This window comes from Nostoc sp. (genome assembly GCF_036917435.1).
Classification (GTDB): domain Bacteria; phylum Cyanobacteriota; class Cyanobacteriia; order Cyanobacteriales; family Nostocaceae; genus Nostoc.
In genome coordinates this window covers 140,265-166,172 of record NZ_JBALDM010000030.1, presented here as the reverse complement: position 1 = coordinate 166,172, position 25,908 = coordinate 140,265, and the positions used below count along the sequence as shown (strand labels likewise).

Below are 25,908 nucleotides of genomic sequence, written 5' to 3'. Positions count from 1 at the left end.
TTATCAGAATCAACACTCAAATATTTGAATTTTTTTGCATATTGCAAGTAAGAGCTTTGACTACATTTCAAAGGAGGTAAGTTAGCAAATGTCCTTTCAAAATTTACAAGAAACTATCCTATCACCTAATCTTTGTGCTTCTTGTGGTGCATGTCAATTAGCTTGTCCATCTGATGTGATTCAGATAAATGATCTGTACCCGAAACTCACAACAACAACAGATGAAATTTGTGGTGAATGTACAGATTGCCTAAATGTCTGTCCTGGTCTAGATACGGGAGTACCTGAATCTGAAAAGCAACTTTTTGGCAGGTTGCGACAACCAGAAGAACGGTGGTTAGGAATCTATACTTCTATCTATGGTGGATGTGCAACTGACTCGGCTGTATTTGAGCGTTCAGCTAGTGGCGGTAGTGTAACAACTTTATTGGCATCAGCAATGAAATGCCTAAATTTAGACTGTGTGGTAGTTGCAGGTAGAGATGACCAACGACCTTGGCGAGCTGCACCGATGGTTTTTTATGACCCTGCTGAACTGTCTAAAGCTGCTCAATCTACTTATCAACTCTTTCCACATTTGAGTATCTTGAAAGATTTGTTCCGTGAAAATCCTTCTCTACGCATCGGTATTGTAGGCATAGCGTGTCATATACAAGCACTTCGGAAGCTACAACGTATAGATAATCAGTGGGGAGAAATTGCCAGGAAACAAATCTTGTTTACGATTGAAATTGCCTGTTCTTCTAGTACATCTCCATCTGGAACTGAAACTCTGATTGTTGATTCGATGGGCATATCTCTAGATGATGTGAAAGAAGTCCGTTATAGAGAAGGAAACTATCCTGGCGAATTTGTCGTACATACCAAAGACGGAGAGAAAAAATCAATCTCACTTTGGGAAGCAGTTCGACACTTTAAAGAGCATAAAACCTATCGATGCTTGTCTTGCGGAGACTGGATGTCAGGGCTTGCAGATATCAGCGTGTGTGACGGCGATCCAAATATCTTTAAATCTAGTCAACAAGAAAGTTCACATTTTGCTAAACATGGAAGCATTTTTGTCCGTACTGAAACTGGAGCAAAGGTGCTGGAGTGGGCTAGAGAAACGGATGCTTTAAATATCTGGCCTACTACAGTTAGTGGTGTTAACTTAGGACTCGAACGTAAACGCAATCGTCGTGCTTATTATGAAGGTCTTAAAGATTTAGTTCCTGAGAGTCCTATTCCTGGATATCAAGAAATGATAGATGTTATCCCCGATGAGCAATTAATCCCAGTGCTAAATAAAAATGATTGAAACTACCCAAAAATCTAAATTAATTACTAGTAAATCTGTACGCGATTTAATCGTCTCAAATCAGCAAATACCGACCACACCATTAAAAGTTTCAGGAGTTCCTGGTGATAAATCTATTTCACATCGCGTACTTCTTGTAGGTGCAGCAACCCCAAATCCAACAAAGATTCATAATCTGAATCAAGGAAGTGCTGTCGGTTTACTGATTCCAGCCCTACAAACTTTGGGAGTTCAGATTGATTCGGATGGAGCTGTAACAACGGTATCTCCTCCGACAAATAATGTGTGGACTCCAGAGGAAGTCCGAGTTGATCTAGGCCCGTCTAGTGCTGCGGCTCGTTTATTGTTAGGATTACTAGCTGGATTAGGAGTACCTGCTGTTATAGACGGGAATGAAACGTTGCGATCGCGTCCTATGGACTGGGTTGTGAATCCGTTACGGGAACTCGGTATAAAAATTGACTATTTGGCAACTCCTGGCTGTCTTCCAGTTGCTATTAGGGGTGGTTGCTTGCGAGATGGTCAGGTGAAATTGCAGGTTGGTAGCGCTCAAGCCTGTTCAGCTATTCTTTTTGCAGCTTTTGGGGCTAGGCGGAAAGTTAACATTCTCCATCCGGTGCGATCGCGGGATCATACAGACAGACTACTGCATCACATCGGTGTTGGGATCAAATACATCCCTGAAGGAATACAGGTTTCTGGTGCAGTACCGCAAGCACTACCAGAATACTATGTTCCTGGCGACCCTTCTGCCGCAGCATTCTTAGCCGCAGTCCATGTCTTTCAACAGCGAAAGACTGAGCTAATTCTGGAGAATATCTGCCTCAATCCTACCAGAATAGGGTTTTTTGAGGTTTTGAAAGAGTGTGGAATACCAGTTAACTATTTAGATGTCTGCGAAGCTTTTGGCGAACCAATTGGAGCGATCGCCATTGGTAAAGTTCCTGACCGACTTCAGCCTTTTCAAATTGACGATCCCTTTCGCTTCCATTCCATGATTGACGAGATTCCTCTAGTAGCTGCACTTGCTACGCAAATTCGAGGTCAGTCTTCTATTTTTGGCGCTAAAGAATTGGTATTTAAAGAAACTAATCGTCTGCTCTCCATTAGCAGTATGCTGAATGCTTTTGGAGGACAAGCGAGGGTTGTAGGAGATGCTCTACATATCACTGGTGGGAAAGCTTTGCAATCTGGAGTAATACCGAGTTTTGGCGATCATCGGATTGCCATGACTGCTGTAGCCCTTGCTAGTTCACTCTCTGGTAACTCACGCATCTTAGAAGGAGAGTGTTACAAAGTCTCTTTTCCAGAGTTTATGGAATTAATGCACACCCTTGGACTAAATATCCATTTTTCAAAAGAGTAAAGATTAGAGGATGAACATCGATGCGAGCAATTATTGCTGAGGAAGATGGTCTGATTCGGCTCAGAGTATTTCCATTTCCGCAGTTGCAAGATGGACAGATAGAAATTCGTACAACTTGTAGCTTGATTAGCCCTGGAACCGAATTGCACTATGCCAAGGAAGCTTTAAAAAACAACACCCACTATTTTCTGGGCTACTGTGCTAGTGGATACGTGGAAAGAGTCGGGAATTACGTAAAAGGATTTTCGATTGGCGATCGCGTCATTGCAATGGGTTGGGGATATGCTATTCACGCAGAACGGATTTGCGTTCCTCACCGACTTTGTACTGTTATTCCCGATGAATTACCTTTCGATGACGCAGTATTTGCTAACCTTGCTGCTACAGCATTACATGCCATCCATCGAGCCAAATTATCGGGGAGTGAACGGGTTTTAGCGATCGGAGGAGGGTTAATAGGACAGCTAGTAGCGCAATGCGCCCAGATTTACACATCTGACGTATACATGGTAGATTGTTTAGAAGGTCGCCTAAAAGCTGCACAAACAGCAGGTGTAAAGAAAGTATTCAACAGCAATAAAAAGTCTTTTGTAGACTCAGTTTTAGCAGCAACAGAAGGAAAAGGAGTCAATACAGTTTTTCTCTGTAATACCGGAGAAGCAACGTCTGTGATTGCTGACTCTATCAAGGTAATCACAACTGCGCCAGATGGTCAAAAAAGAGGAACCTTAGTTTGTGTAGGTCGCTTCGATGCCCATATCAACTTCAATGTTGACATGGGAAATGTAGATATTCGATACGCAGCGCGATGTGGATCGGGATACCGAGATGATGACTATACACATGGTCGTTTGGACTATCCAGCACCAGATGGTGAAGCCTCAGTATCTTCTAATATTCAAACCTGTGTGCAATTGATCCACGATCAAGCCATACGCCTCGACACTATTCACACTCATCGGATTGCATTTGATGATGCACTAACTGCATACGAGCTTTTTAAAAGCCCTGACAGTGTAATTGGTGTGACTTTGCACTATAACAATCCTATTTAAAGAGTAATACGTTTGGGTTAAGGGATTTCCAAGGAATAAATTATTCCAAAAAACGAACCACAGAGGCAAGGCAGCGCAGTCTTGGGGGTTTCCCCCATGAGTGACTGCCGCGCAGAGTACACAGAGAGAAGAAAAAACGCTTAACTGAACTGTATTGATTTAAAGATAATTTCATCAATTGTGTGTGATTGCTACGCACATAAAAAAGTCAAACAAAAGAGACTAGAATTATGATCGCAATAGATGGTAAGAATTTAGTTCATCCAAATAATAGCTTTGTTGAATTTACTAAAGCAGAAATTGAGCAGTCAATAACAAGTCGCTTTGCCCAACAAGTTAAAAAGCATAGTCAAAATCTCGCTATTAAAACAAATAAATACAAGTGGACTTATGAGCAACTCAATAAAATTGCTAATCAAATAGCAGGAGAGCTTATAAAATCTTGTGGCGAAAAAGAACGACAAATCGCGCTACTATTCGACCATAATGCACCGATGATTGCATCTACTTTAGGAGTTTTAAAGATAGGTAAAACTTATGTCCCTCTAGATTTATCGTTTCCGACAGAAAGGCTATCTTATATACTTTTAGACTCACAAGCTAGTGTTATTTTAACTGATTCTACTAATTTTGAATTTGCTAAGACTTTTAAGACTTTAGTAACAAGCAACGTTCACATTATTAATGTTGACCATTTAATATCATCCAATGAAGCTATCGATGATATTTGTCTATCAGTTTCGCCAGATGAAGTTGCCTATATTCTTTACACATCTGGTTCAACAGGAAAGCCTAAAGGAGTTATCCAAAGCCATCGTAATGTTTTGCATCACATGAGAATTTGGACTAATAGCCTTCGCATTAGTGCAGATGATAAATTAACACTGCTATCTTCTTATGGTTGGGATTCAGCAGTTCAAGATACTTTTGGTTCTCTGTTAAATGGTGCTTCTGTTCATCCAATAGATATTAGAAATGAAGGTATAGAAAACTTGTCTGAGTTGCTGATTGCTGATGAGATCACGATTTACCACTCTACATTACCTCTGTATCGTCAATTTGCCAGAAATCTTACCAAAGTAGAAAATTTTGCCAAGCTACGGTTACTAATTCTGGGAGGAGATTTAATTAATCGAAAAGATATCGATTTATACAAAGAACATTTTTCTGATGAGAGTATTGTTGTCAATGCTTATGGTTCCACAGAATCAACAACTTGTTTGCAATACTTTCTGAATAAGCAAACAGAACTTACTCACAATGTTCTTCCGGCTGGTTATGCAGTTGATGATACAGAGGTTTTATTACTTGATGACGAAGGTAAAGAAGTTGAGGCTGGTAGTGTTGGAGAAATTACAGTTAAAAGCGCTCATATTGCTCTCGGTTATTGGAAGCAATCTGAAATAACATCGACTAAATTTCAGCCAGATCCCAATGGTGGAAATAAAATAATTTACCGAATGGGAGATTTGGGATACAGACAGTCACATGGTAGCATTGCCATAGCTGGAAGAAAAGATTCCCAAGTGAAAATTCGAGGTTTCCGCGTTGAACTAGGAGAAATCGAAGGCACTTTGAGTCAACATCCAAAGGTGCAGGAAAGTGTAGTTATGGTTCGAGAGGACATAACTGGTGAGAAGCGTCTGATAGCTTATGTAGTTCCAAACCAATCGCAAGTTCTAACTACTAGCGAACTTCTTAGTTTTCTTCAACAAAGACTACCAGATTATTTTATGCCTGCTCACTTTATGATGATAGAAGCGTTACCGTTAACACCTAATCATAAGATAGATCGTAAATCACTACCAGAACCTGATTTTGTCAGACCAAAACTAGAAAGAGAATTTGTTGCCCCTCGCACTACGATTGAGGATAAAATGGTTGGCATCTGGACTGAAGTTCTAAATATTGAACAAGTAGGTATCCATGACAATTTTTTGGATCTGGGTGGAGACTCTCTCCTTGGCTTTCAAGTCATTGCTAAAGCTAAAAAAACAGGGCTTTCAATGACGATTAGGCAGTTACGCAAGTACCCAACAATCGCTGACTTGGCAGCAATTATAGATACGAATTCGACTCATCAAGTTGAGCAAGTACCAGTAACTGGTTTGGTACAGTTAACACCTATTAAGTATTGGATTTTAGAACAGAATTTTGTTGACTTTCATCGTTGGAGTCAAGCTATTTTACTTGAAGTACGTCAAGTTATAAACTTAGCTGTCTTAGAGAAAGCTTTACAGCAACTACTTGTGCATCATGATGCTTTACGCATTCGATTTCATCAAAAAGATTCCAAATGGGAACAAATCATTGCTGAACCGGATTCAGTTACAGCTTCGGTGGAAATGATAGATTTATCTGAGCAAAAATCTTCTCTTGATAAAGTAGTAGCTAGCCTGACAGCAAGTTTGAATTTAATAGAAGGAAAAGTTTTTAAGTTTGCCTTATTGAATTTTGGTAGCAATCAACCAAGTCAGATATTACTAGTTATTCATCAAGCACTAATTGATGGAGTTTCGTGGCGAATTTTGTTAGAGGATTTACAAACAGCTTATCAACAACTCAGTCGGGCTGAAGTTATTCAATTACCTCCTAAAACCACTTCCTTGAAACAGTGGTCTCAACAGCTACAGGAATATGCAAAGTCAACAGCTATGGAGCCGGAATTAGACTATTGGCAGACAGCCGCCTCAATAGAAGTCAACCGTCTACCAATAGCCACTCCTCTAAGTGCTAATGCCTTAACAGTGACTCGTGATATTTCAACTTCACTTACAATTGAACAAACTCAGGCGTTGCTCCAGGATGTTTCTAAGGCTTACAGTACTAGAATCAATGATATACTGATAACTGCTTTGGTAGAGTCTTTCTCGCAATGGACAGGCGATCGCTATTTGCGGGTCGATCTTAAGGGTCATGGACGAGAGGCTATCATTGAAAATGTCGATTTGTCCCGGACAGTAGGTTGGTTTACCACTGTAACTCCAGTATTAATAGATATTAGAGAAGCTCACTCTTTAGAACAGGCGCTGCTTCTAGTCAAAGATCGGCTACAGGGCATTCCTAACCAAGGTATTGGTTATGGCTTGCTCCGCTTTCTGCATGGAGATGTAGATATTGCCCAAAAAATGGCGGCTATTCAAGCCGAGGTAAGCTTCAACTATCTTGGTCAATTCGATCGGGTACTCCCAGCCTCTTCTCTGTTTGGACTAGCTCAGGAGTCTATCAAAATTATACGCGGCAGACCAAGCCATTCATTGGAAATAACTGCAAGTATTATCGGTGGGAGACTACATTTTGATTGGACTTTCAGCGTTGAAGTTTATCAACAATCCATAGTTAAGCAGTTAGCCCAAAGTTTTGTAGAAGTCATCCAGTCACTAATCGCCTCTAGTCAGTCTGTATTGAAAGGATAATCGATAGTTTGAATCTTAATGCTATCCAACTGTAATAGTTTATGCGAAACTTTTTGCAATTAGAAAATGTGGCGATCGAGGCTGATTCTACTGGCATTTCACAGATGCTTTCTGAGACTCCTATTTTTAGCCGTGGAAGTGGTTGTTGGTTATTTGATACTTCTGGAAAACGCTTTTTTGATGCTACTGGTGGAAGTGGAGCTATCAACTTAGGACACCAGCATCCACGAGTCATTGATGCAGCAATGGTTCAACTTCAAAAACTCATTCACACAGGTTGCAAATTACAATCTGACATTCGAGGAGAACTAGTTACTAAATTAGGAACTTTCTCACCCTATAAACAATGTGCAGTGTTATTCACAGTCACCGGTGCAGAAGCGATTGAAGCTGCTCTGAAAGTAGCTCGTGCTTATACTGAGAGAAAGTTAGTAATTGCCTTTGAAAGGTCTTATCATGGGAAGACTACAGGGGCACTGATGGCTACTTGGCGAGAGGAACTGAAAGCGTATTCCGTGTTACCTGAAAATGGCATACTGCATTCTCCCTATCCCATTCTGCACTCGCTTAATCAGAATCACTCTACAGAGTTTTGTCTAGAGGCTCTAAAGCAAACTATACAGCAAGCATTTGATATCGGATATCCACCTGCTGCTATACTTCTTGAACCTATCCAGGTAACTGAAGGTATTTTACCAGCAGGTAGAGAGTTTCTGGAAGGTGTGATTGCGATCGCTAAATCATTTAAATGTTTAACAATCTTTGACGAGATTTACACTGGTTTTGGTCGATGCGGTACTCCATTTTATGCTTCCCAGCCAGGAATAACACCAGACTTAATGGTTATTGGTAAAGCTCTGGGAAATGGATTACCTATTTCTGCAACTATTGGCAATCCTGCTGTAATTAATGCTTTACCATCAGGCATACAAACTTCGACATTTTCAGGTCAACCCCTAGCTTGTGCTGTAGGTAGCGTAGTACTGGATATCATGCTAGAAACTATGCCCTGGCAACAAGCTAGGAGAACTGGAACTCTGATTGTAGAATTCTTGAAAGAATTAGCAATAAATAGCTCTCTAATATCGGCTCCACGCGGCGAAGGACTAATGATTGGATTTGATTGTGTGGATTGCCAAGGTTTACCCTCACCTGAATTAGCAAAGGCTTTTACTAAAAAAGCAATGGCAAAGGGTTTAATTTTCTTCTGTGGTGGGTTTGAGGATTCTACCATTAAGCTCACTCCACCACTGATCGTCAACGAAGAAGAAATACAGTTTCTAATGAGTACGCTGGCTCAGGTTATAGCTGAACTAGAAACTGACAATTCACATTATATGGAAAAGCTCGCGTTAAACCTAACCCCCTAACCCCCTTCCCGACACGGGAAGGGGGAAATTCAAAGTCTCTCTCCTTTTAGGAGAGAGATTTAGAGAGAGGTTTTCCAGATAAGAGTGAAATGACTCGAAATACGGATAGATTTTTTATTCATTCGTTTTCAGTCACTATAAAAACCTATACAAGGAGTTGCAATGATCGTAAATAGCTTTGATGAATGGTCTTCATTGAAAGAAGTAATTGTTGGTTCACCAATCAATTACGAAGCACAAGACTTGGAATTATCTTTTAAACTATTTTTCCATGATGTCGCTTACTCTTCATTTTGTTATCCTTCTTATGGAAAGAGTGGACAGGAAAATACAATAACTATTGAGAAGGATTCTTGTATTAAAAAAGTTAACAAACAATATCTCGAAGAATTAGCTGAGGATGTTGATGAACTGGTAAAAACTTTAGAAAAGTTAGAAGTAAAGGTTCACAGACCCATATCCTTAAATCGAGCCTTAGAATTTAAGACCCCTTACTGGGAATCAACCTGTATTCCAGCTTTAAATGTCCGAGATCAAGCGATAATCTTCGGCAACGAAATACTAGAAACACCACCACAAGTCAGGGCAAGGTACTTTGAGAACGATTTATTAAAGCCAATCTTTTATAATTACTTCTACCAAGGAGCGCGATGGACGACAATGCCCAAACCGATTATGACTGATTACTCCTTCGATACTTCTTATGTTTCGGGTCAGAATACACCTGCAATTGAGGAAGTTTACACTCAGAAAGAGTCAGAATTTGATATTGGTTATGAAATGATGTTTGATGCGGCTCAATGCATCCGTTTTGGTAAAGATGTTTTGGTTAATGTTGCCACCAAGAATCATCTGTTGAGTTTTAAATGGTTAGAACGACATTTTGAGAATAAGTTTAGATTCCACATGCTCCATCAGTTTGCTGATAACCATATTGATAGTATTATCATCCCTCTAAAACCAGGAAAATTGCTATTGCGAAATCCCAAATTTCTCGATCAGTTACCAGCAGCTTTACAAAAGTGGGACATTATTTATCCTCCAGAACCAACTGATAATATTTTTCCTCAATACGAATCGGACGATCTGATTTTGACAACTAAATATATTGATTTGAATGTATTATCTATCGATGAGGATAAGGTGATTGTTAACTCGCTATTTCCAGAATTGATCAAAACATTGGAAAAAAATGGCTTTACGCCAATTCCAGTCCAACACAGACATCGGAGAATTTTTGGAGGGGGTTTTCATTGTTTTACCCTAGACACAGTTAGAGAAGGTTCGCTGGATGATTATTTTACTTAATTTTATTAAGTAGTCGAATAGGTAGAAATTGCTTGACATAATCCATGCGGTTATACGCAAATACGGTTCAGTTAAGCATTTTTTTCTTCTCTCTGTGTTCTCTGCACCTCTGCGGGTTGTTAAAAAAACTGATTTTGACAAAGAGTTTTAACCTTAACTGAACCGTATTGAATTATATGCATGAATCTCACCCCTTCAATGGGTGAGTGCGTCAAATAAATCAGCTAAATTTGTAGGATAAAACAACGAACTGCAGAGGCACAGAGAACACAGAGAGAAAGATTATAAAACTCGGTTTACTCGGCAAAGTTGACTTGACAGACTATTAGATATTGCATCAAGTATTGACCTCAAATCATACTTTTACCATACAGAACCAAATATAGTATGACCGATATTAATCAAGTGAAAGAGTACATCTGGGATTGGGTAAATAATTATTTGAATGTGCCTAATCCTGACTTAGCTGGTTTTCCACCTTGCCCTTACAGTAGAAAGGTAATGCTGGAAAACCGCTTTGAAATTCGATGGTTTCAGGGAGCGGATTTGTTACAAGTTTTGACTGAGATAGCAAAAACTTGGAGTGACGATATTGAGGTGATGATTTTAGTTACCGATCCCAGAAACATTAGTTACAACGATACAAATGATCTAATCACGGAGGTAAATAAGACAATATTAGCTAAAGAAAATTTGGTTGCTTTAAGAGATCATCCAGATACCGTATCCGATTTACCTCGTAGCTCCGCGACCAATGGGAAATACGTATTGGTGTTTGTCCAAAGGCTTAAAAAACTGAACGAAGCCACTGAACAACTATCTAAAAATGGATATTACCAACACTGGAGTAATGAAGAGTTAGAAGATATAGTCAATTGGCGCTTTAGACTTGTAAATAACGACTCAAAGCAATAAAAGTTTGCGATAAAAATAGAGCAATCTGATTTGATTTTTGAACTTATTTGCGTAGGTAGGGAATAGGGAATTAGCCGATGCTGGCAATCCAATTTCCAGTTTTTTTGCAGTAAAAATTAGTTAAGGATAGCTATAAATACCAGCATTATGGAAGGTAATCTAAAACAAGCGCTCTCTGCGTGGCAAAATATCCTTGGTCTGGAACACGTTATTACCGATGAAGCTTCCTTAAAAACAACACACACAGCAACCTTTTTGACAACACAGCGTTCTCTAGCCATTATCCGACCTAGCGATCGCGCCCAGGTACAAGAATGTCTAAAAATTGCCAATCAATATCAAATCCCTATTTATCCCATTAGCACTGGCAAAAATTGGGGTTACGGATCGAGTGTTCCCGTCCAAGATAGTTGCGTTATTATGTCGCTGGCTCGTCTGAATCGCATTGTTGATTACAATGAGAAACTAGCATACGTCACTGTAGAGCCTGGAGTAACTCAACGTCAGCTATTTGAGTACCTTCAGTCCCAAAAATCGAATCTATGGATGAGCGTCACCGGTAGTACACCTGATTCCAGCTTAATTGGCAATATTTTGGAAAGGGGACTGGGTGAAGGACTTTATGGCGATCGCTTTAATTATGTCTGCGGTCTGGAAGTGGTCTTGCCAACGGGAGAATGCATTCATACTGGATTTGGACGTTTTGCTGACGCTCGCGCTGTACGGGTGAACCGTTGGGGTGTAGGGCCATACGTGGATGGTCTGTTTACTCAGTCTAACTTGGGAGTTGTCACTCAAATGACTTTGTGGTTAACTCCAATTCCCAAGTATTTCCAACTCTTTTGGTATGCAATTGATGAAGATACCCGTCTTGAGGATCTGGTTGATGCTGTGCGCTACCTGAAATTACAAGGGCTGATTCCCAGTGCTTTTGTGATCAACAATGACATCAGGATGCTATCTTACCAACAGCAGTATCCTTGGCAAGAGGCTGGGGGAGAAAAGCCCTTACCATTGGACTTAAGACACCAGTTAAGAAAACAATGGGGAGGAGGACTTTGGGGGGGCGAAGTAGCGCTGTATTCTGCTAATCAGGAACATGGTGAAGTCGTGTGGAAATTAATTAAAGAAACTTTGGGTAAGGTGGTTAACAGGCTTTATTTTCTTGACGATGCCATTGCTCAAATGCCCAAAACTACGCTGACTGAAATGTTCCCTAATATTGATACCGATGAGATGCTCAAGTGCTATAACGAAAACCCTAAGCGTGGTTTTCCTACAGAACTTGCTCTCAGTATGACTTACTGGAGAAAGTATTCTCCCCGGCCATCCTCTGACATAAACCCAGACAGGGATGGTTGTGGACTTATCTGGTGTTCCCCAGCCGTTCCATTTGAAGGGCAGGAGGTTAGGAAAGCTGTAAAAATTATTGAAGAAACAACAAATGCCTACTTTTTTGAACCTAATATCGGCTTAAATTGTATAACTGAAAGAAACATCAATATCACAGCCGCTATTGTCTATGATAGACAAGTAAATGGAGAAGATGAGCGTGCCCTTGCTTGCTATGAGAAGATGAGGTCTAGATTAATACAGGCAGGCTATTTTCCTTACCGCCTCAGCACTCACTCTATGCAAGCTTTGCCTCCAGCACAAGATGATTACAACCAATTCCTCAATAAACTCAAACAGGTTTTAGACCCGAATAACATTCTAGCCCCCGGACGTTATGAGTTTTACCAGCCTGATAATGTCCCACCCCTTTAGAGACTTCCAATTGAAGAAGAATTCAGTAGTCAGAATAAATCAGTGAGCGATTCAGATCCACCACTGATTTAAGACTACCAAATTTTCAATTTGGTGGGGGTTTTAAACCCGTTTATTCATCCGCCACTCGTACAGAATTCATACTGTTAGCGGATAGCTATGGTTTAGCCCATTCTGACTCCTGACTCCTGAATTCTGTTTGATAAAAAATATCCCAAAACTAACGCAAAAATCCTCTCTATTTCTCCTCTCTCTGTGTTTTCTGCGTCTAATAAGGTTCGTTTATAGTTATGGGCTTGTGTTCATAGGGCAGTGTGCATCGTGACAAATTTTCGAGATATTCTCAACTATTTCCGTTCTTACTGGTTACTAAGTATTTTCAGTATCGCAGCAGCCAGCATTTACGAGATTATTGATTTATTTGTCCCTTATGCAATTGGACAGATTTTAAACGTTGTGTCTGGTCAACCACTAGATAAACCACTTCAAAAAACGATCAACACAATCTCAAACCTCAGCAATAACTCAGTCAATCAAACTCTTGAATTAGGTGTATTGCTAGTTTTAGTTTTTATTATCACCGTATTGAAAGCGCCGATACAGCCTTGGCTAACCAATTGGTTTCACTGGGATATAGCCTTAAAAGCTGGTCGCGATCAGAGTCAAAAGGCGATCGAAAAAATTCTTACTCTACCCCTAGAATTCTATGACGAAAATAATCCCGGACGCATTGCTGGACAAGTCGCAAGAGGTGTCACTAACCACATTTGGACATATCCAGAAATTGCTGGACAGTTAATTCCTAAACTCTTCCGCTTATTAGGAATTTTTGTATTTATCTTATTTGTTGATTGGCGAATTGCAGTTCTCTATGTAATTTCTTTTATTATTATCCTTGGCTTTACTTTACGGAAATTGCAGCAGTTAATATTGCTTGATAATCCCATTAATAAATACATGGAAGACACAGAAAGCCGAACTTCCGAAATCATTACTAATATTAAAACTGTAAAAGCATTTGCAACTGAGGGAAAAGAACTAAAGAAACAAAAACAACGCTTAAATCGGGAACTCATGGTCAGGGAGCATCGTATCCACAAAGGTTATGTAAAGCTCAATACTTGGCAAAAGACTGTGGTTCAGTTTTGTATGTTTACAGTGTTAGGTTGGACGTTGGCGGAGACAATAAAAGGTCAAATTTCTTTAGGTCACTTTATTATGACTTTAACGATTTCTAGCATGGCTTATGCAGAGTTAGAGCCTTTTACCGCCTTAGCAGAGATTTTTGCCCGTCGCTATCCTTCTATGATGCGGTTTCATGAGTTCCTCAAACTTCCAACGAAAGTGGATGCAGTTAGACTTTTAGAAGAAGAAAGCACTTCAAACAATTCCTATCAATTTACAGGGAAAATCGAGTTTTCACATATCTATTTTGGATATGAACCAGAACGTCCAGTTTTGCAAGATGTGAATCTCCTAATTGAGCCATGTCAAACATTAGCCTTAGTTGGTTATTCTGGTTCTGGTAAATCTACCTTACTAAAGCTGCTATTACGCTACTTTGAACCTCAACAAGGCCAAATTTTGATTGATGGTCAAGATATTTCTAGCCTTGATGTAGGAAGCTATAGACGAAGGTTAGCGATAGTTCACCAAGAAGTTGATGTTTTTAACGGAACCTTGCTTGATAATCTCACTTATGGCAGTCCCAATGCTAGTTTTAATCAGGTTAAAGAAGCTTGCAGAATCTCCCGATTGGATGAAGTTGTGCAACATCTACCCAAAGGCTATTACACAGTCGTAGGTGAGAGGGGTGTGAGATTGTCTGGTGGACAAAGACAACGTGTAGGAATTGCTAGGGCGTTGCTAGTGGAACCAGACGTGCTAATTTTTGACGAAGCGACTTCTAGCCTAGACTACGAATCAGAGCGTTCTATTCAGCTAGCGATGCGCTCAATTTTGGGAAGCCGTACTACAATTATCATTGCCCACCGTCTGAGTACAGTACGGGAAGCAGATAAAATTGTGGTTCTGAATAAAGGTAGAATTGTAGAAATTGGTAATCACGATGAACTCTTGCGCCACAAAGGAATTTACCACCGCTTGCACTCCTTGCAGCAAACAAACTTGTAAATAACCGGCGCTGTAGGGGCAATTTATGAATTGCCCCTACGACAAATGTGATTTTTCGAGTTATCCATATTTAATCTCTCCTGTCAATGCCTAAGTCCTAGTTTTATTACCTCAACCTTAAAAACTTCTAAAATAGTATAAATTTATATATACACCAGATTGCAACTTGGTGAGGTAGAGATCATCGTAGGGGCACAACATGTTGTGCCCCTACCCGTGTACTTCATTTACCCGCAATACGCTGTATAAGCTGTCGTGCATTTAATTTGCACAGCTAGGGCGGGCAAGATGCCCACCCCACAAGAGATTTATTTTTTTGAGGATGCAAATTAAAGTATTTTCAGCTTATCTAGCAATTTCCTGAATAAATTTATTTTAAATAAATGTCTTGATGGTTATTTTAAGTAAATATTTTTTGGTCAAATTAATTTCTACGTTAGAGTTTATTACTTATTGATAATAATGCACAAACTATTGCACCAAGCATATAAACCATAGACACGTCAGCCTCCTTTAAAACTAGAATATAAAACATAGACAAGAAAACAAAAATGAGTACTGTTATTTTTAACATAAAATCTAACAAATTCAGTCATAAGACCAGAAAATCCATCAAAAGTCTAGCTCACATTTTTTACCCTTATTGACTCTAAAAAAATATTTGAATTTCTAATAGAATTTAATACTTCAGTATGGGGAAATTATTTGATCGCTGTTCTTAATATATTTCTCAAGTGCTTGTCTACCTGATTGCAAATATGACAGTTTTTTTTGTGGTAGTAACTGATCTAGACAAATGTACTCCTACCAAGTATTTTTGTAAAAACTGTTTCACAAATCTGAGCCAATTTTATTGAATCAGATTTTTCACCAAAACAGTGTTGAGTGCTGAGTGACGAGTGCTGAGTAAAAAGTAAAATAAATTGCACGGGCTAAACGCCCCGCTACCGCTAACAGCACAAAAGGTTTGTTCACGGAGCGTCCCCGATAGTTGCCTCTACCTCCAGCATGGAAGAAAAAAAAGATTTATTTCTGGGAATTCTTCAACAAATAGGAAGAACAATCTCAAATTCAGTTCCCTCGGTGGGCTGGGAACGGACAGTTAAAGTGCCGCCATGTTGTTGGATAATGGAATAGCAGACAAATAACCCCAAACCTTGACCACGACCAACGGGTTTTGTGGTGAAGAACGGTTCAAAAATCCGCTCTTGCAGACTTACAGGAATCGTACTATTTGTATTGGCGATCGCAATTCGTAACCAATCACGATCTATCACTCCAGTACAAATCCGAATTTCTGGGTGTTCGCTGCTTTGGGGATTATCTCGAATCGCATCAATGGCATTGTTAATAATATTCAGGAAGACTTGATTCAACTGACTAGGATAGCAAGTTACCAGAGGTAGATTGCCATACTCCTTAATGACGCGCACTTCGGGTTTATTTTCAGAAGCTTGTAAGCGATGTTGCAAAATTAACAGCGTGCTTTCAATACCACTGTGTAAATCTACAGCTTTGATTTCAGCTTCATCTAAGCGAACAAAGTTGCGTAAACTCTGGACAATTTGGCTGATGCGATCGCTACCAACTTTCATAGATTCTAAGATTCGATTGGCATCCTCAAACAGAAAATTGAGGTCAATTTCTTCCCGCTTATCTTTAATAGCTGGACTAGGTTGAGGATATTCCTGCTGATAAAGCATCAGCAAACTCATCATGTCTGCAATATAATTTTCTGTATAGGTGAGATTACCCTTGATAAAATTAACAGGATTGTTAATTTCGTGAGCAATACCAGCTACCAATTGACCGAGAGATGACATTTTCTCACTGTGTATTAATTGTCCTTGAGTTTGTTGCAATTTTTTCAAGGTTTGCTCTAAATCTTGGGCTTTTTGGTTGAGAGCTTGGGTTTTGTGTTCTACTTCTATTTTTAGGGTTTGAGAATAGTTTTCGGTTTGTTGATACAGACGGGCATTTTCCACAGAGATGGCGGCTTGGCTAGTGAGGAGTTGGAGAATCTCGATGCGATCGCCACTAAAAGCGCCTAAAATTAAGTTGTTCTCTAGGTACAAAATACCGATGAGTTTTCCTTGCCGACTAATTGGCGTACATAAAACAGATTTAGGCTGGTGAGTAATGATGTAGCGATCGCCTGTAAATTGCAGTGCATTACTCAAGTCTTCAAACACAGCCATCTCTTGAGTTCTTGAGACTGCATTAATCAAACTTTGGGGAATTTCTGAGTATTGCTCCAGGGGAATTTTTAAGGTTTTCACTTGTTCTTGATCGGCTTGAGCGACAACTAACCATTGTTCATCTTGGCGAAGAACTAAATGACCAATTTGTGCGCCAGCATTGGCGATCGTAATCTGCATTAAGTTTGCCAACAGTTTATCTAATTCAATTTCTTGAGAGATGGCTTGTGCGGCTTTCATCACCGCTTGGAAATCTAACCATAAATTTTGGTTGCTAGAGCTTTTAGTTACACCTCTCATCAAAGTTAAGGGGATAGTTGTCGCAGATGTCATGGCAAGATTAGCCGATTCGAGAATGGCTGTTAGTAATTGCGGATATTCTTGTTCTAAATCGACGATTTTTGCCGTTGCACCCCAATGGGCGTAGCAGTAGTAAGCTTGTTGCATATAGTCTGCGGCCACCTTCTCTTTGCCCCAAGCGAGGTAGAATTTGGCAGCCAGATCGTTGCTGAGTGCTTCTTCTTGGATATAGCCGTTTTCTTTTGCCCCCTGAATGGCTTTGTCATAGTAGGTTATTGCGTCTAAATGACCCAAAACTTTTGCCCGTTCTGCTTCAACTAAATCATATTTGTGTTGATAATTGGCAGGAGCGTATAACGCCCACTGACTCATCAATTTCTGGTTTTCTGCAACTTTTTCTAGTGCCGATTGTTGCTCTACCTCATTCCCATTTGAACAGGTCGCCAAAAGAACGAGGGAGTAGTAGAAATTATGTTCTGCAAACTGCAAGAAGCCAACCATGTTTCCCTGGTATTTTTCAGCTTCTTGAGCATGGATAAGTGCTTGCTGATAGTCCTTAAAAATGAACAGAAGAATTGTCTTTGCCAGATGCAACAGAAACAGGAGAGTTCCGTTTTGAGTTTCAATTAAAATCGGCAGCATTTCTTGCTCATCGAAACTCTCCCCAACGAGTATTAGGGGATCTTCTGCTACTCCCATCAAATTCAACACCAGCTGACGACAAATCTGCGCGAAGTAAATTTGATACTCTTGTTTGAATTTCAACAACAGATCGATGTATTTTTCCTGTTGCTGATTCACCTGCTCCAGTGTTTCGCCGACGAAGAAAAGATAGTTACAGTAAGAGGTGGCGTTGTAGCAGGCATATTCTATATCACCCATTTCTAATCCAATCTGAATAGCTTCACGTAGGGGAGCGATCGTTTGGCGAACGGGTTCCCGCCAGTGCCGTACAAACACATCAAAAATGTTAATTACTTTTGCATACAATTTCCTGTCGTTGAATAGCTCCAGCAATTTTAATCCTAATTGTCCAAACCGATAGCCTCTTTCAATTCCGGTCGGGCTACCACATAAAACCAGACCATAAAAGGCGTAGCCAAATGCCGAAAATGCCGAGTTGCCAAATTGAATCGATAAGTTCACTAGTGTGTAAGCAATCACTGGTAACATATCTGGTTTAGCGTTCAGGCTGGGAGTTACCATAGCGATCGCAATTCGCATGGCTGCTAACTTGTGCGGATCGATCATCTCCGGTAGGTTAATTAAATCCTCAATCGCTAACTCCAGTGGGGGTTCGGTAAATAGAGGTTCGCCCAAGAACTCTAGCACTTGCAGAGAAGTGTCGATCGCTGCCAGCATTTGATTCTGAGCAATGTAGAAATAAATCCTAATTTCATATATCTTGACCTTTTGCAGCAAATCCTGGGCGTGCTGAAGAACAATTTCTGAAAGCTGTTCTGCCTCCTGGAAATGGGCAGTCAGGTACTCAATTTCAGCCGCTTCTGTATAAAGGGCAACGGTGAGGTCGTAATCATCTTCCCAACCGTTTTCTGGGAGCGCTGCCAACCCTGCTGTGAAGTATTTACTTGCCATTTCATAAGCGGTTGCTGCCTTGGCTTTTTGTCCTGCTTGCAGATTTAGTTGAGCTAGATCTAATTCTTGCAGCTTGGAGATATCGTCACCATTTTGTGCATTCAATAATTCGGGAGAACTTTTTTGAGATGTTAATCTCAGACCGTAATTTAACTGATTGACAATTTCAAAAATTTTCCCTTCCCGCTTTGCTTCAGGCGTATTTGTCCACAGTTGTTGCCCGATTTTGAAGTGGGCAGACTGTTTTTGATCTTCTGGAATCAGACTGTAGGCAGCTTGTTGGACGCGATCGTGCAAGAATTTATAAAGAACGATAATCTCAGTACCAGGCTCGATGTTGTCTGAGTTATTTGATTGGAAGAACTTGTAGGTTTCACTAATTGGGAGAATCAGCTCTTCTTGTAACGCTATCCATAGGTTGGTCGCTATATCAACAAGTGAGGCTTCAGAAACCATTGCCAAGGTCTTCAAATCAAATTGGTTGCCAATACAAGCCGCCAGTTTCAAAATCTCCTGTGTGTCCACCGGAAGTTTCTGCAACTGCAATGCCATAAACTCTACCACTCCATCGGTCAATGCTAACTGCCGCACCGAAGCCAAGTTACATTGCCAGTAACTTAGTTCTGGCTGGAACTGAATGCAACCCTCCTCGTGCAGTGCTTTGAGAAACTGGGTTGTAAAAAAGGGATTGCCTTTAGTTTTCTGATATACCAATTCTGTCAGGGGTTGAGCCAGTTCATTGGGACAACTCAAGGTGTCTGCCACCAACTGATTCACCGTTATTTCCACCAAGGGTTCTAGGGTAATTGTATTGACGGTAGCCTGGGCTTGCTGAATCTGTTCCAGCGTCAGCATCAACGGATGAGCCGGAAACACTTCATTATCTCGATAAGCACCCAGAATGAGTAAATATCCAGAATTGGCTTCACTCATCAATAATTGCAGCAAGTTCAGAGAAGCCGAATCTGCCCATTGCAAATCATCTAAAAACATCACCAGTGGATGCTCAGGGGTGGTGAAAACCTGGATAAATTTCTGAAAGAGCAAATTGAAACGATTTTGGGCAGCACTACCAGATAATTCCGGGACTGGTGGCTGTTGACCGATAATTCGTTCTAGTTCAGGAATCACATCAACGATCGCTTGTCCATTTTCACCCACAGCAGCTAAAATTTTCGCTTTCCACTCTGCCAATTGGACATTACTCTCACTCAGCAGTTGTGCCATCAAATCACGAAAGGCTTGCATAAAGGCACTGAACGGAATATTACGCTGGAATTGATCGTACTTGCCTTTGATGAAGTAACCGCGTTGTCTGACAATTGGTTTATGGACTTCATTGATCGCCGCCGTTTTACCAATCCCGGAAAATCCTGCTACTAGCATCATTTCTGAACTGCCATTAGCGACGCGTTCAAAAGCTTTGAGCAAAGTTGCAACTTCTGTTTCTCGCCCATAGAGTTTTTCGGGGATAATGAAGCGATCGCACATATCCCGTTGTCCGAGAACAAAGGTTTCTATTCTACCCGTTGCTTTCCATTGATTGAGACAGCATTCTAAGTCATACTTCAAACCCAAGGCGCTCTGATAACGATCTTCGGCATTTTTTGCCATCAACTTCAATACTATCTCTGAAGCGATCGCGGGAATTTCTGGATTAATGCTGTGTGGGGCGAGTGGGATCTTGGCTAAATGACAGTGTACTAACTCCATCGGATCGTTAGACTGAAACGGTAATTGTCCAGTCAAAAGTTCGTACAATGTCACCCCGAAAGCATAGAAATCACTGCGGTAATCAATGCCGCGATTCATTCGTCCAGTTTGCTCTGGGGAAAGATAGGCAAGGGTTCCTTCCAAAACATTGGGATTTTGGATTTCCTGGGTTTCGCGCGGGAGAAGGGAGGCAATGCTGAAGTCAATCAGCTTAACTTGGTGCGATTCTGGATGAATCAGAATGTTGGCGGGTTTGATATCTTTGTGGATCACTTGATGCTGGCAGATATCATGGAGAATATCGGCAATTTGTCGAGCAATTTCTAAGATTTCCCGTAAAGACAGGGAATAATTTTGGGTATAACCCTGTAGGGAAATGCCACCAAAGTCTTCCATCACTAAGGCATAGCTGTTGCCGTAGGGTTCTAGGCTTAAGGGATGGATTATGCCAGGAATGTTGAGATTTTTGGTAATTGTATACTGGTTACGAAACTGTAATAATTCGTTAAAGGTGGGGTTGTCTAGCTGTAATAGTTTAATCACCACTGGACGCTGACTTGACTCCTGCACTGCTCGATAAACTATTGTCTGAGAACCTGCATAGAGTTCCTCAACAACGGCATAACCAGGGAGGTGCGGCAATGAATTTGAGTAGGGGATTGCTGCCAGTGTCATAGTGTCAAGTTAAAATGTCTAGAAGCTTACAAATCTAATATTTCCCAATAATTTGGCAGACTAAACATTCCATAAATTATTTACGGGACTTTTAACCACCACCAAATTTTAAAAAACTTTTCCCAGTCCCCAGTCCCGAAGCAGCGAACATCGCTACCGCAACGCTTATGCCGCGACAAGTTGAAGCCAGTAGGTTAGCCGTTACCATTCATCCATCAGAATTTGCTCACCTTGCTTGCGATCGTTGGAACGTGGATTAAACAAAATGCAAAACTTCATCCTCACCCTCAATCCCTCTCCTTTATAAGGAGAGGGATTGAGGGTGAGGTAAGCCAGGGACACAAACTATATGTTATTTAATTCTTATTCCTTAGTAGCAGTAGCAAAAAATCGTTTCATAAATAACAATTAGATATCTCCGAAAATTAAATATGCATTACCTGGAACCCTTTGTAGGGACAATTCATGAATTGTCCCTACGCCTTTTCTGGAGATGTCTAATTAGTAAGTAGGTAGGCGTAATTAAATATAAGATCAAACCTCACCCTGCCTCCGGCTTCCCTCTCCTTACTAAGGAGAGGGATTGAGGGTGAGGTTTTATATTTAATTTGACCCACTTACTTAGTAATCAGTCATTATATGGTAGTTTAATGGTTAAAAATAATTTTTTAGGCTCTTTTAACGTCAGGGGTTATAAGTTCCGAATCTAATGTGCAGTCTTTCGTAAGTGATATTAAGGAAAAAAAGTGGAATTTCAGAAATTATTGTATGTTTTTACCTTAGTAAACATTGCTACCCTAGCTCTAAGTGTTCCTATATTCGCTCAAATCTCACAGATTTCCTCCAATTCTTCACAGTCGAGTTGTCGTGTAACTAAAGTAGATACTCCAATTTTCAAAGAACCTTCAACATCATCCAACGCTATCAGAATATTGTCAGCAAAAACAAATATTTCTCTAGCATATATACCAGCTAGTGGAGATAAATTTGTCAGAATTAAATCTCCGACTTCAGGGTTTATTCAAACTGCTGTGTTGAAATTTTGTCAAACGAATAACAACGCTCAAAACCTGTGGAATAAACCTATTATTGGCAGTGTATGTCGGCAAATTGTAAAAACTGAAACTATACGTCGCCAACCAAGTACAAAAGGAGATTTTATTACGACACTTTATCCAAACATAATTGTGTTTGTGAACTTGGTTACAGGTAATGTAGTTAAGTCATACAAATCTGAAAATTACATTTGGGTAGAAATCGACCTTTCTAGAAGTTTCCCTGGAGAGTTATCCGGTAATGGTTGGATAGCCAATACTGACTTAGTAAATACTCCTGGATTAAGCAGTCTGGCTTATTGTAGTCAGTAGTTTATTTCGCTTAATATAGGAATCCGGTTTGATTTAGAGAAAATAAGCTGAAAATCATCTAAATTGAATAACCAAATAAAATAAAACTCTTGTGGGGTGGGCAACATGAGCGCCCTAATTATACAAATACAAATTAAATGCAGAACAGCTTATATGTAGGATGTGTTAGCGACAGCGTAATGCATCAAACCCTTGATAATAGTGCGTTACGAACTCCGTTCTAACACACTCTACAATAGACATCTCCGAAAATAAAATATGCATTACCTGGAACCCTTTGTAGGGAAAATTCATGAATTGTCCCTACGCCTTTTCTGGAGATGTCTATTGAACATCAAACCACTGAATATCTTCAGGAGGCGAACCAGTAAAGAACTTTATTGTTTGCGTACAAACCTACAGCTGATACGAAGCTGTCAAAGCCACCGCCAAAGCATCCGCAGCATCATCCGGCTTGGGAATCTCATCTAAATCTAACTCCCGCGCTACCGCCTCTTGCACATCTAACTTATCTGCATTACCATACCCCGTCAAAGCTTGCTTAATTTGAGCCGGAGTAAACTCTACATAAGGAAGGCGACGCTGCCCCAACACCAAAATCAGTACACCCCGCGCCTGTGCAACCAGAATTGTATTTGACATCCGATAAAAGAATAATTTTTCGATCGCAACTAAATCTGGTTGAAATTCCTCCATCACAGTATGTAAATCATCAAACAAGGTACATAGCCTCAGTCCCATTTCTACATCTGCTGACGTTTTAATTACCCCAAAATCCAGCATATTTACTGTAGTCTCTGGCACTTTCTTGGCAATTTGTGTGTAGGTAATCACCCCAAACCCTAAAGTTGCCAGTCCGGGATCTAATCCTAAAATTCGTTTTTCCATTCAATTCACTTTTACAAAGCCAGGGTATTGTTTAACTAGGAATAAGTCGGTAGGCGTAATTAAATATTAAGATCAAACCTCACCCTCAATCCCTCTCCTTACTAAGCAGAGGGAAGCCGGAGGTAGGGTGAGGTTTTATATTTAATTTGACCCACTTACTTACTGGCAATTTTGACCACTAGCTCTTAGTCTAATGGGATAGACAAATATAATAGTTTCACGCCTAGTGTTTTAAACCAAGTGGTGTACATTTTCTGTTAATTATTGTTTGTAGCACTGCTGTAAATCAGGTATGTCAATTGGTTTTCTCAGACAAGCCCTCAACGCCCTGCAAAAGCAGTCGCGTTCTCGTACTTCCTATCGGGTTAACCAGTGGTTCAAATGGTTATCCCCTGGACTATCGGTAAAACGTTGGTTGTTAATCAGTGTTGGAGGTGTACTGCTAGGGACTTTGGGGTTAGCTATTTGGATTAAGCTGACCCCGATTTTTTGGATGTTTGAGTTGGTTAGGGGTTTCCTTGGAGTAATCACCAACATTTTACCCAACTATATCAGCGGCCCTTTGGTGCTGCTTGGCGGCTTACTGTTGGTGCTTTGGGGGCAAACTCGCACTGTAAGTTCAATTACTAAGGTACTAAGGGCAGAAGGAGGAGAGGAACTCATTGATGTCTTGCTAGCACATCATCGATTGTACCGAGGCCCGAAAATAGTGGTAATTGGTGGTGGAACTGGACTTTCTACGTTGTTAAGGGGACTGAAAACCTACAGCGCTAATATTACTGCTATTGTCACTGTCGCCGATGATGGTGGATCTTCTGGGCGGTTGCGTCAAGAATTTGGAGTGCTACCACCAGGAGATATTCGTAATTGTTTGGCTGCGCTAGCAGATGAAGAAAAGTTATTAACAGAATTGTTTCAATACCGTTTTCGGGCTGGAGATGGGTTAACGGGTCACAGTTTTGGCAATTTGTTTTTAACGGCAATGAGTGATATCACTGGAGATTTAGAACAAGCAGTTGCAGCTAGTTCTAAGGTGCTAGCCGTGCGGGGACAAGTGCTACCAGCAACTCTCAGTGATGTTCGCCTCTGGGCAGAATTAGCCGATGGCCGTCGCATTGACGGGGAGTCTAGCATTCCGAAAGCTGGGGGGAAGATTGTCAAAATTGGCTGCATTCCTGAGAATCCTCCGGCTGTACCAGCAGCTATTAAGGCAATTAAAGAAGCTGATTACATCATTATTGGCCCAGGTAGCCTTTATACAAGTCTCATTCCTAATTTATTAGTACCAGAAATTGCCGATGCGATCGCTCAAACAGATGCCCCCCGTATTTATATCTGCAATATCATGACTCAGCCAGGAGAAACTGAAGGCTACACTGTTGCAGATCATATTAGAGCAATTGATGCTGCTTGTGGGCAAAGAAAGCTATTTGATGCTGTGCTAATCCACAAAAAATCCCCCTCAGAACAATCACTCATCCGCTATGCCGAACAAAACTCCCATCCAGTTTTTCTAGATAGAGAAGCCGTAACCCAACTAGGGCGAAGGATTGTTGCAGCTAATGTTTTATATGAAGATGAAACCGGTTTTGTCCGTCACAATCCGCAGAAATTAGCACAAGTGTTGTTGCGGTGGTACGGTAGAGGTCAGCCCCTTCGGGGAATTCAAAATTCAAAATTCAAAATTCAAAATTAAGGAAGATGAAAATTTGTTATTTGTCATTTGTCATTTGTGAATAACCAATGCCCAATGACTAAAATAATTTTGTTATGAAAATTTTTCTTGCAGATACAGAGGCAACACTACGCTTAGGTATTACTCTCGGTGAATCCCTGACTCCTGGGAGTGTAATTTTACTAGAAGGTGATTTAGGCGCTGGTAAAACTACCCTAGTTCAAGGTATTGGCAAGGGTTTGGGAATCGCTGAACCTATTGTCAGCCCCACTTTCACCCTGATTAATGAATATACTGAAGGACGGTTCCCCCTTTATCACCTGGATTTATATCGCTTAGAACCACAAGAAGTTGCAGCCCTAAACTTAGAAAGTTATTGGGAAGGCGTTGAAGTCATACCAGGAATTGTGGCGCTTGAATGGGCAGAACGATTGCCCTACAAGCCAGATAGTTATCTAAGTGTGAGTTTAACTTATGAGGATGGAGGCACTCGTCAAGCCGAACTCACAACATTCAATTGTGTCATTAACGAACTCAAAGTAATTTGTAATGATTAATAAAATTGCTCTGTATTCTTCAATTACAAATTACGAATTACGAATTAGCAACTATTTGATCATTGCTGCAATTTAAGCTCATCTCCCGACTAAAGTACGAGAAATCCCACTTTATTGAACACAGCACGATAAAATTTCTGTAAATAGTCGAGTGATAAATCCATCCTCGTTCTATCTACCACTACCACGCTCACCACTGTCAATCACTAACATTGTTATCTAAAACCAAAATAAATGAAAATTTTTGTAACAGTAGCTTTATTGCTGCAATAATCAGTTAGAAAACTGATTTAGATAGTGGATGAATTAAGA

Annotated in this window: 14 protein-coding genes; 12 read left to right on the top strand and 2 right to left on the bottom strand. The window is 40.4% G+C overall.

What is annotated here, in order from left to right:
- Nucleotides 1-88: 88 nt before the first annotated feature.
- The 9 genes from V7K98_RS12815 (at nt 89) to V7K98_RS12775 (ending at nt 14,627) form a co-directional block, all read left to right on the top strand.
- Nucleotides 89-1,297, top strand: coding sequence for a Coenzyme F420 hydrogenase/dehydrogenase, beta subunit C-terminal domain (locus V7K98_RS12815; RefSeq protein ID WP_335022255.1), 1,209 nt, complete (start codon nt 89-91; stop codon nt 1,295-1,297).
- Nucleotides 1,290-2,663: a 3-phosphoshikimate 1-carboxyvinyltransferase gene (locus V7K98_RS12810; RefSeq protein ID WP_335022253.1), complete on the top strand. Its 1,374-nt coding sequence runs from the start codon at nt 1,290-1,292 to the stop codon at nt 2,661-2,663. The genes V7K98_RS12815 and V7K98_RS12810 overlap by 8 nt, the downstream gene beginning before the upstream one ends.
- A gap of 20 nt (nt 2,664-2,683) precedes the next feature.
- On the top strand, nt 2,684-3,718 hold the full coding sequence (locus V7K98_RS12805) for a zinc-binding dehydrogenase (protein WP_335022251.1): 1,035 nt from the start codon (nt 2,684-2,686) through the stop codon (nt 3,716-3,718).
- A 230-nt stretch (nt 3,719-3,948) separates the two neighbouring features.
- On the top strand, nt 3,949-7,134 hold the full coding sequence (locus V7K98_RS12800; protein WP_335022249.1) for an amino acid adenylation domain-containing protein: 3,186 nt from the start codon (nt 3,949-3,951) through the stop codon (nt 7,132-7,134).
- A 41-nt stretch (nt 7,135-7,175) separates the two neighbouring features.
- Entirely contained in the window at nt 7,176-8,504 is a 1,329-nt protein-coding gene (locus V7K98_RS12795) for an aspartate aminotransferase family protein (RefSeq protein WP_335022247.1), read from the top strand.
- A 162-nt stretch (nt 8,505-8,666) separates the two neighbouring features.
- Nucleotides 8,667-9,812 (top strand): glycine amidinotransferase, encoded by a 1,146-nt coding sequence (locus V7K98_RS12790; RefSeq protein WP_335022245.1) that lies wholly within the window; start codon nt 8,667-8,669, stop codon nt 9,810-9,812.
- Nucleotides 9,813-10,199: 387 nt separating this feature from the next.
- Nucleotides 10,200-10,727, top strand: a complete 528-nt coding sequence (locus V7K98_RS12785; RefSeq protein ID WP_335022243.1) for a hypothetical protein — start codon at nt 10,200-10,202, stop codon at nt 10,725-10,727.
- A 147-nt stretch (nt 10,728-10,874) separates the two neighbouring features.
- A complete protein-coding gene (locus tag V7K98_RS12780) occupies nt 10,875-12,494 on the top strand; it encodes an FAD-binding oxidoreductase (protein WP_335022241.1) in 1,620 nt (539 codons plus the stop codon).
- 321 nt (nt 12,495-12,815) lie between these two features.
- Complete coding sequence (locus tag V7K98_RS12775) at nt 12,816-14,627, top strand: ABC transporter ATP-binding protein (RefSeq protein WP_335022239.1); 1,812 nt, start codon at nt 12,816-12,818, stop codon at nt 14,625-14,627.
- A gap of 1,043 nt (nt 14,628-15,670) precedes the next feature.
- Here the strand turns inward: V7K98_RS12775 and V7K98_RS12770 are convergent.
- Nucleotides 15,671-21,109 (bottom strand): trifunctional serine/threonine-protein kinase/ATP-binding protein/sensor histidine kinase, encoded by a 5,439-nt coding sequence (locus V7K98_RS12770; RefSeq protein ID WP_335022237.1) that lies wholly within the window; start codon nt 21,107-21,109, stop codon nt 15,671-15,673.
- A 746-nt stretch (nt 21,110-21,855) separates the two neighbouring features.
- On the opposite strand from V7K98_RS12770, the gene V7K98_RS12765 reads away from it, so the two are divergent.
- On the top strand, nt 21,856-22,476 hold the full coding sequence (locus V7K98_RS12765; RefSeq protein ID WP_335022235.1) for a hypothetical protein: 621 nt from the start codon (nt 21,856-21,858) through the stop codon (nt 22,474-22,476).
- 396 nt (nt 22,477-22,872) lie between these two features.
- On the opposite strand, the gene ruvC is transcribed toward V7K98_RS12765, so the two are convergent.
- Complete coding sequence (gene ruvC / locus V7K98_RS12760) at nt 22,873-23,364, bottom strand: crossover junction endodeoxyribonuclease RuvC (RefSeq protein WP_335022233.1); 492 nt, start codon at nt 23,362-23,364, stop codon at nt 22,873-22,875.
- A 292-nt stretch (nt 23,365-23,656) separates the two neighbouring features.
- Here ruvC and V7K98_RS12755 point away from each other — a divergent pair, with 292 nt between their 5' ends.
- Together V7K98_RS12755 and tsaE are read left to right on the top strand one after the other, a co-directional pair.
- Nucleotides 23,657-25,060 carry a gluconeogenesis factor YvcK family protein gene (locus V7K98_RS12755; RefSeq protein ID WP_335022231.1) on the top strand — a complete coding sequence of 468 codons (1,404 nt, stop codon included), beginning with the start codon at nt 23,657-23,659 and terminating at the stop codon, nt 25,058-25,060.
- A 74-nt stretch (nt 25,061-25,134) separates the two neighbouring features.
- Nucleotides 25,135-25,596: a tRNA (adenosine(37)-N6)-threonylcarbamoyltransferase complex ATPase subunit type 1 TsaE gene (tsaE, locus tag V7K98_RS12750; RefSeq protein WP_335022229.1), complete on the top strand. Its 462-nt coding sequence runs from the start codon at nt 25,135-25,137 to the stop codon at nt 25,594-25,596.
- The last annotated feature ends 312 nt before the right edge of the window (nt 25,597-25,908 follow it).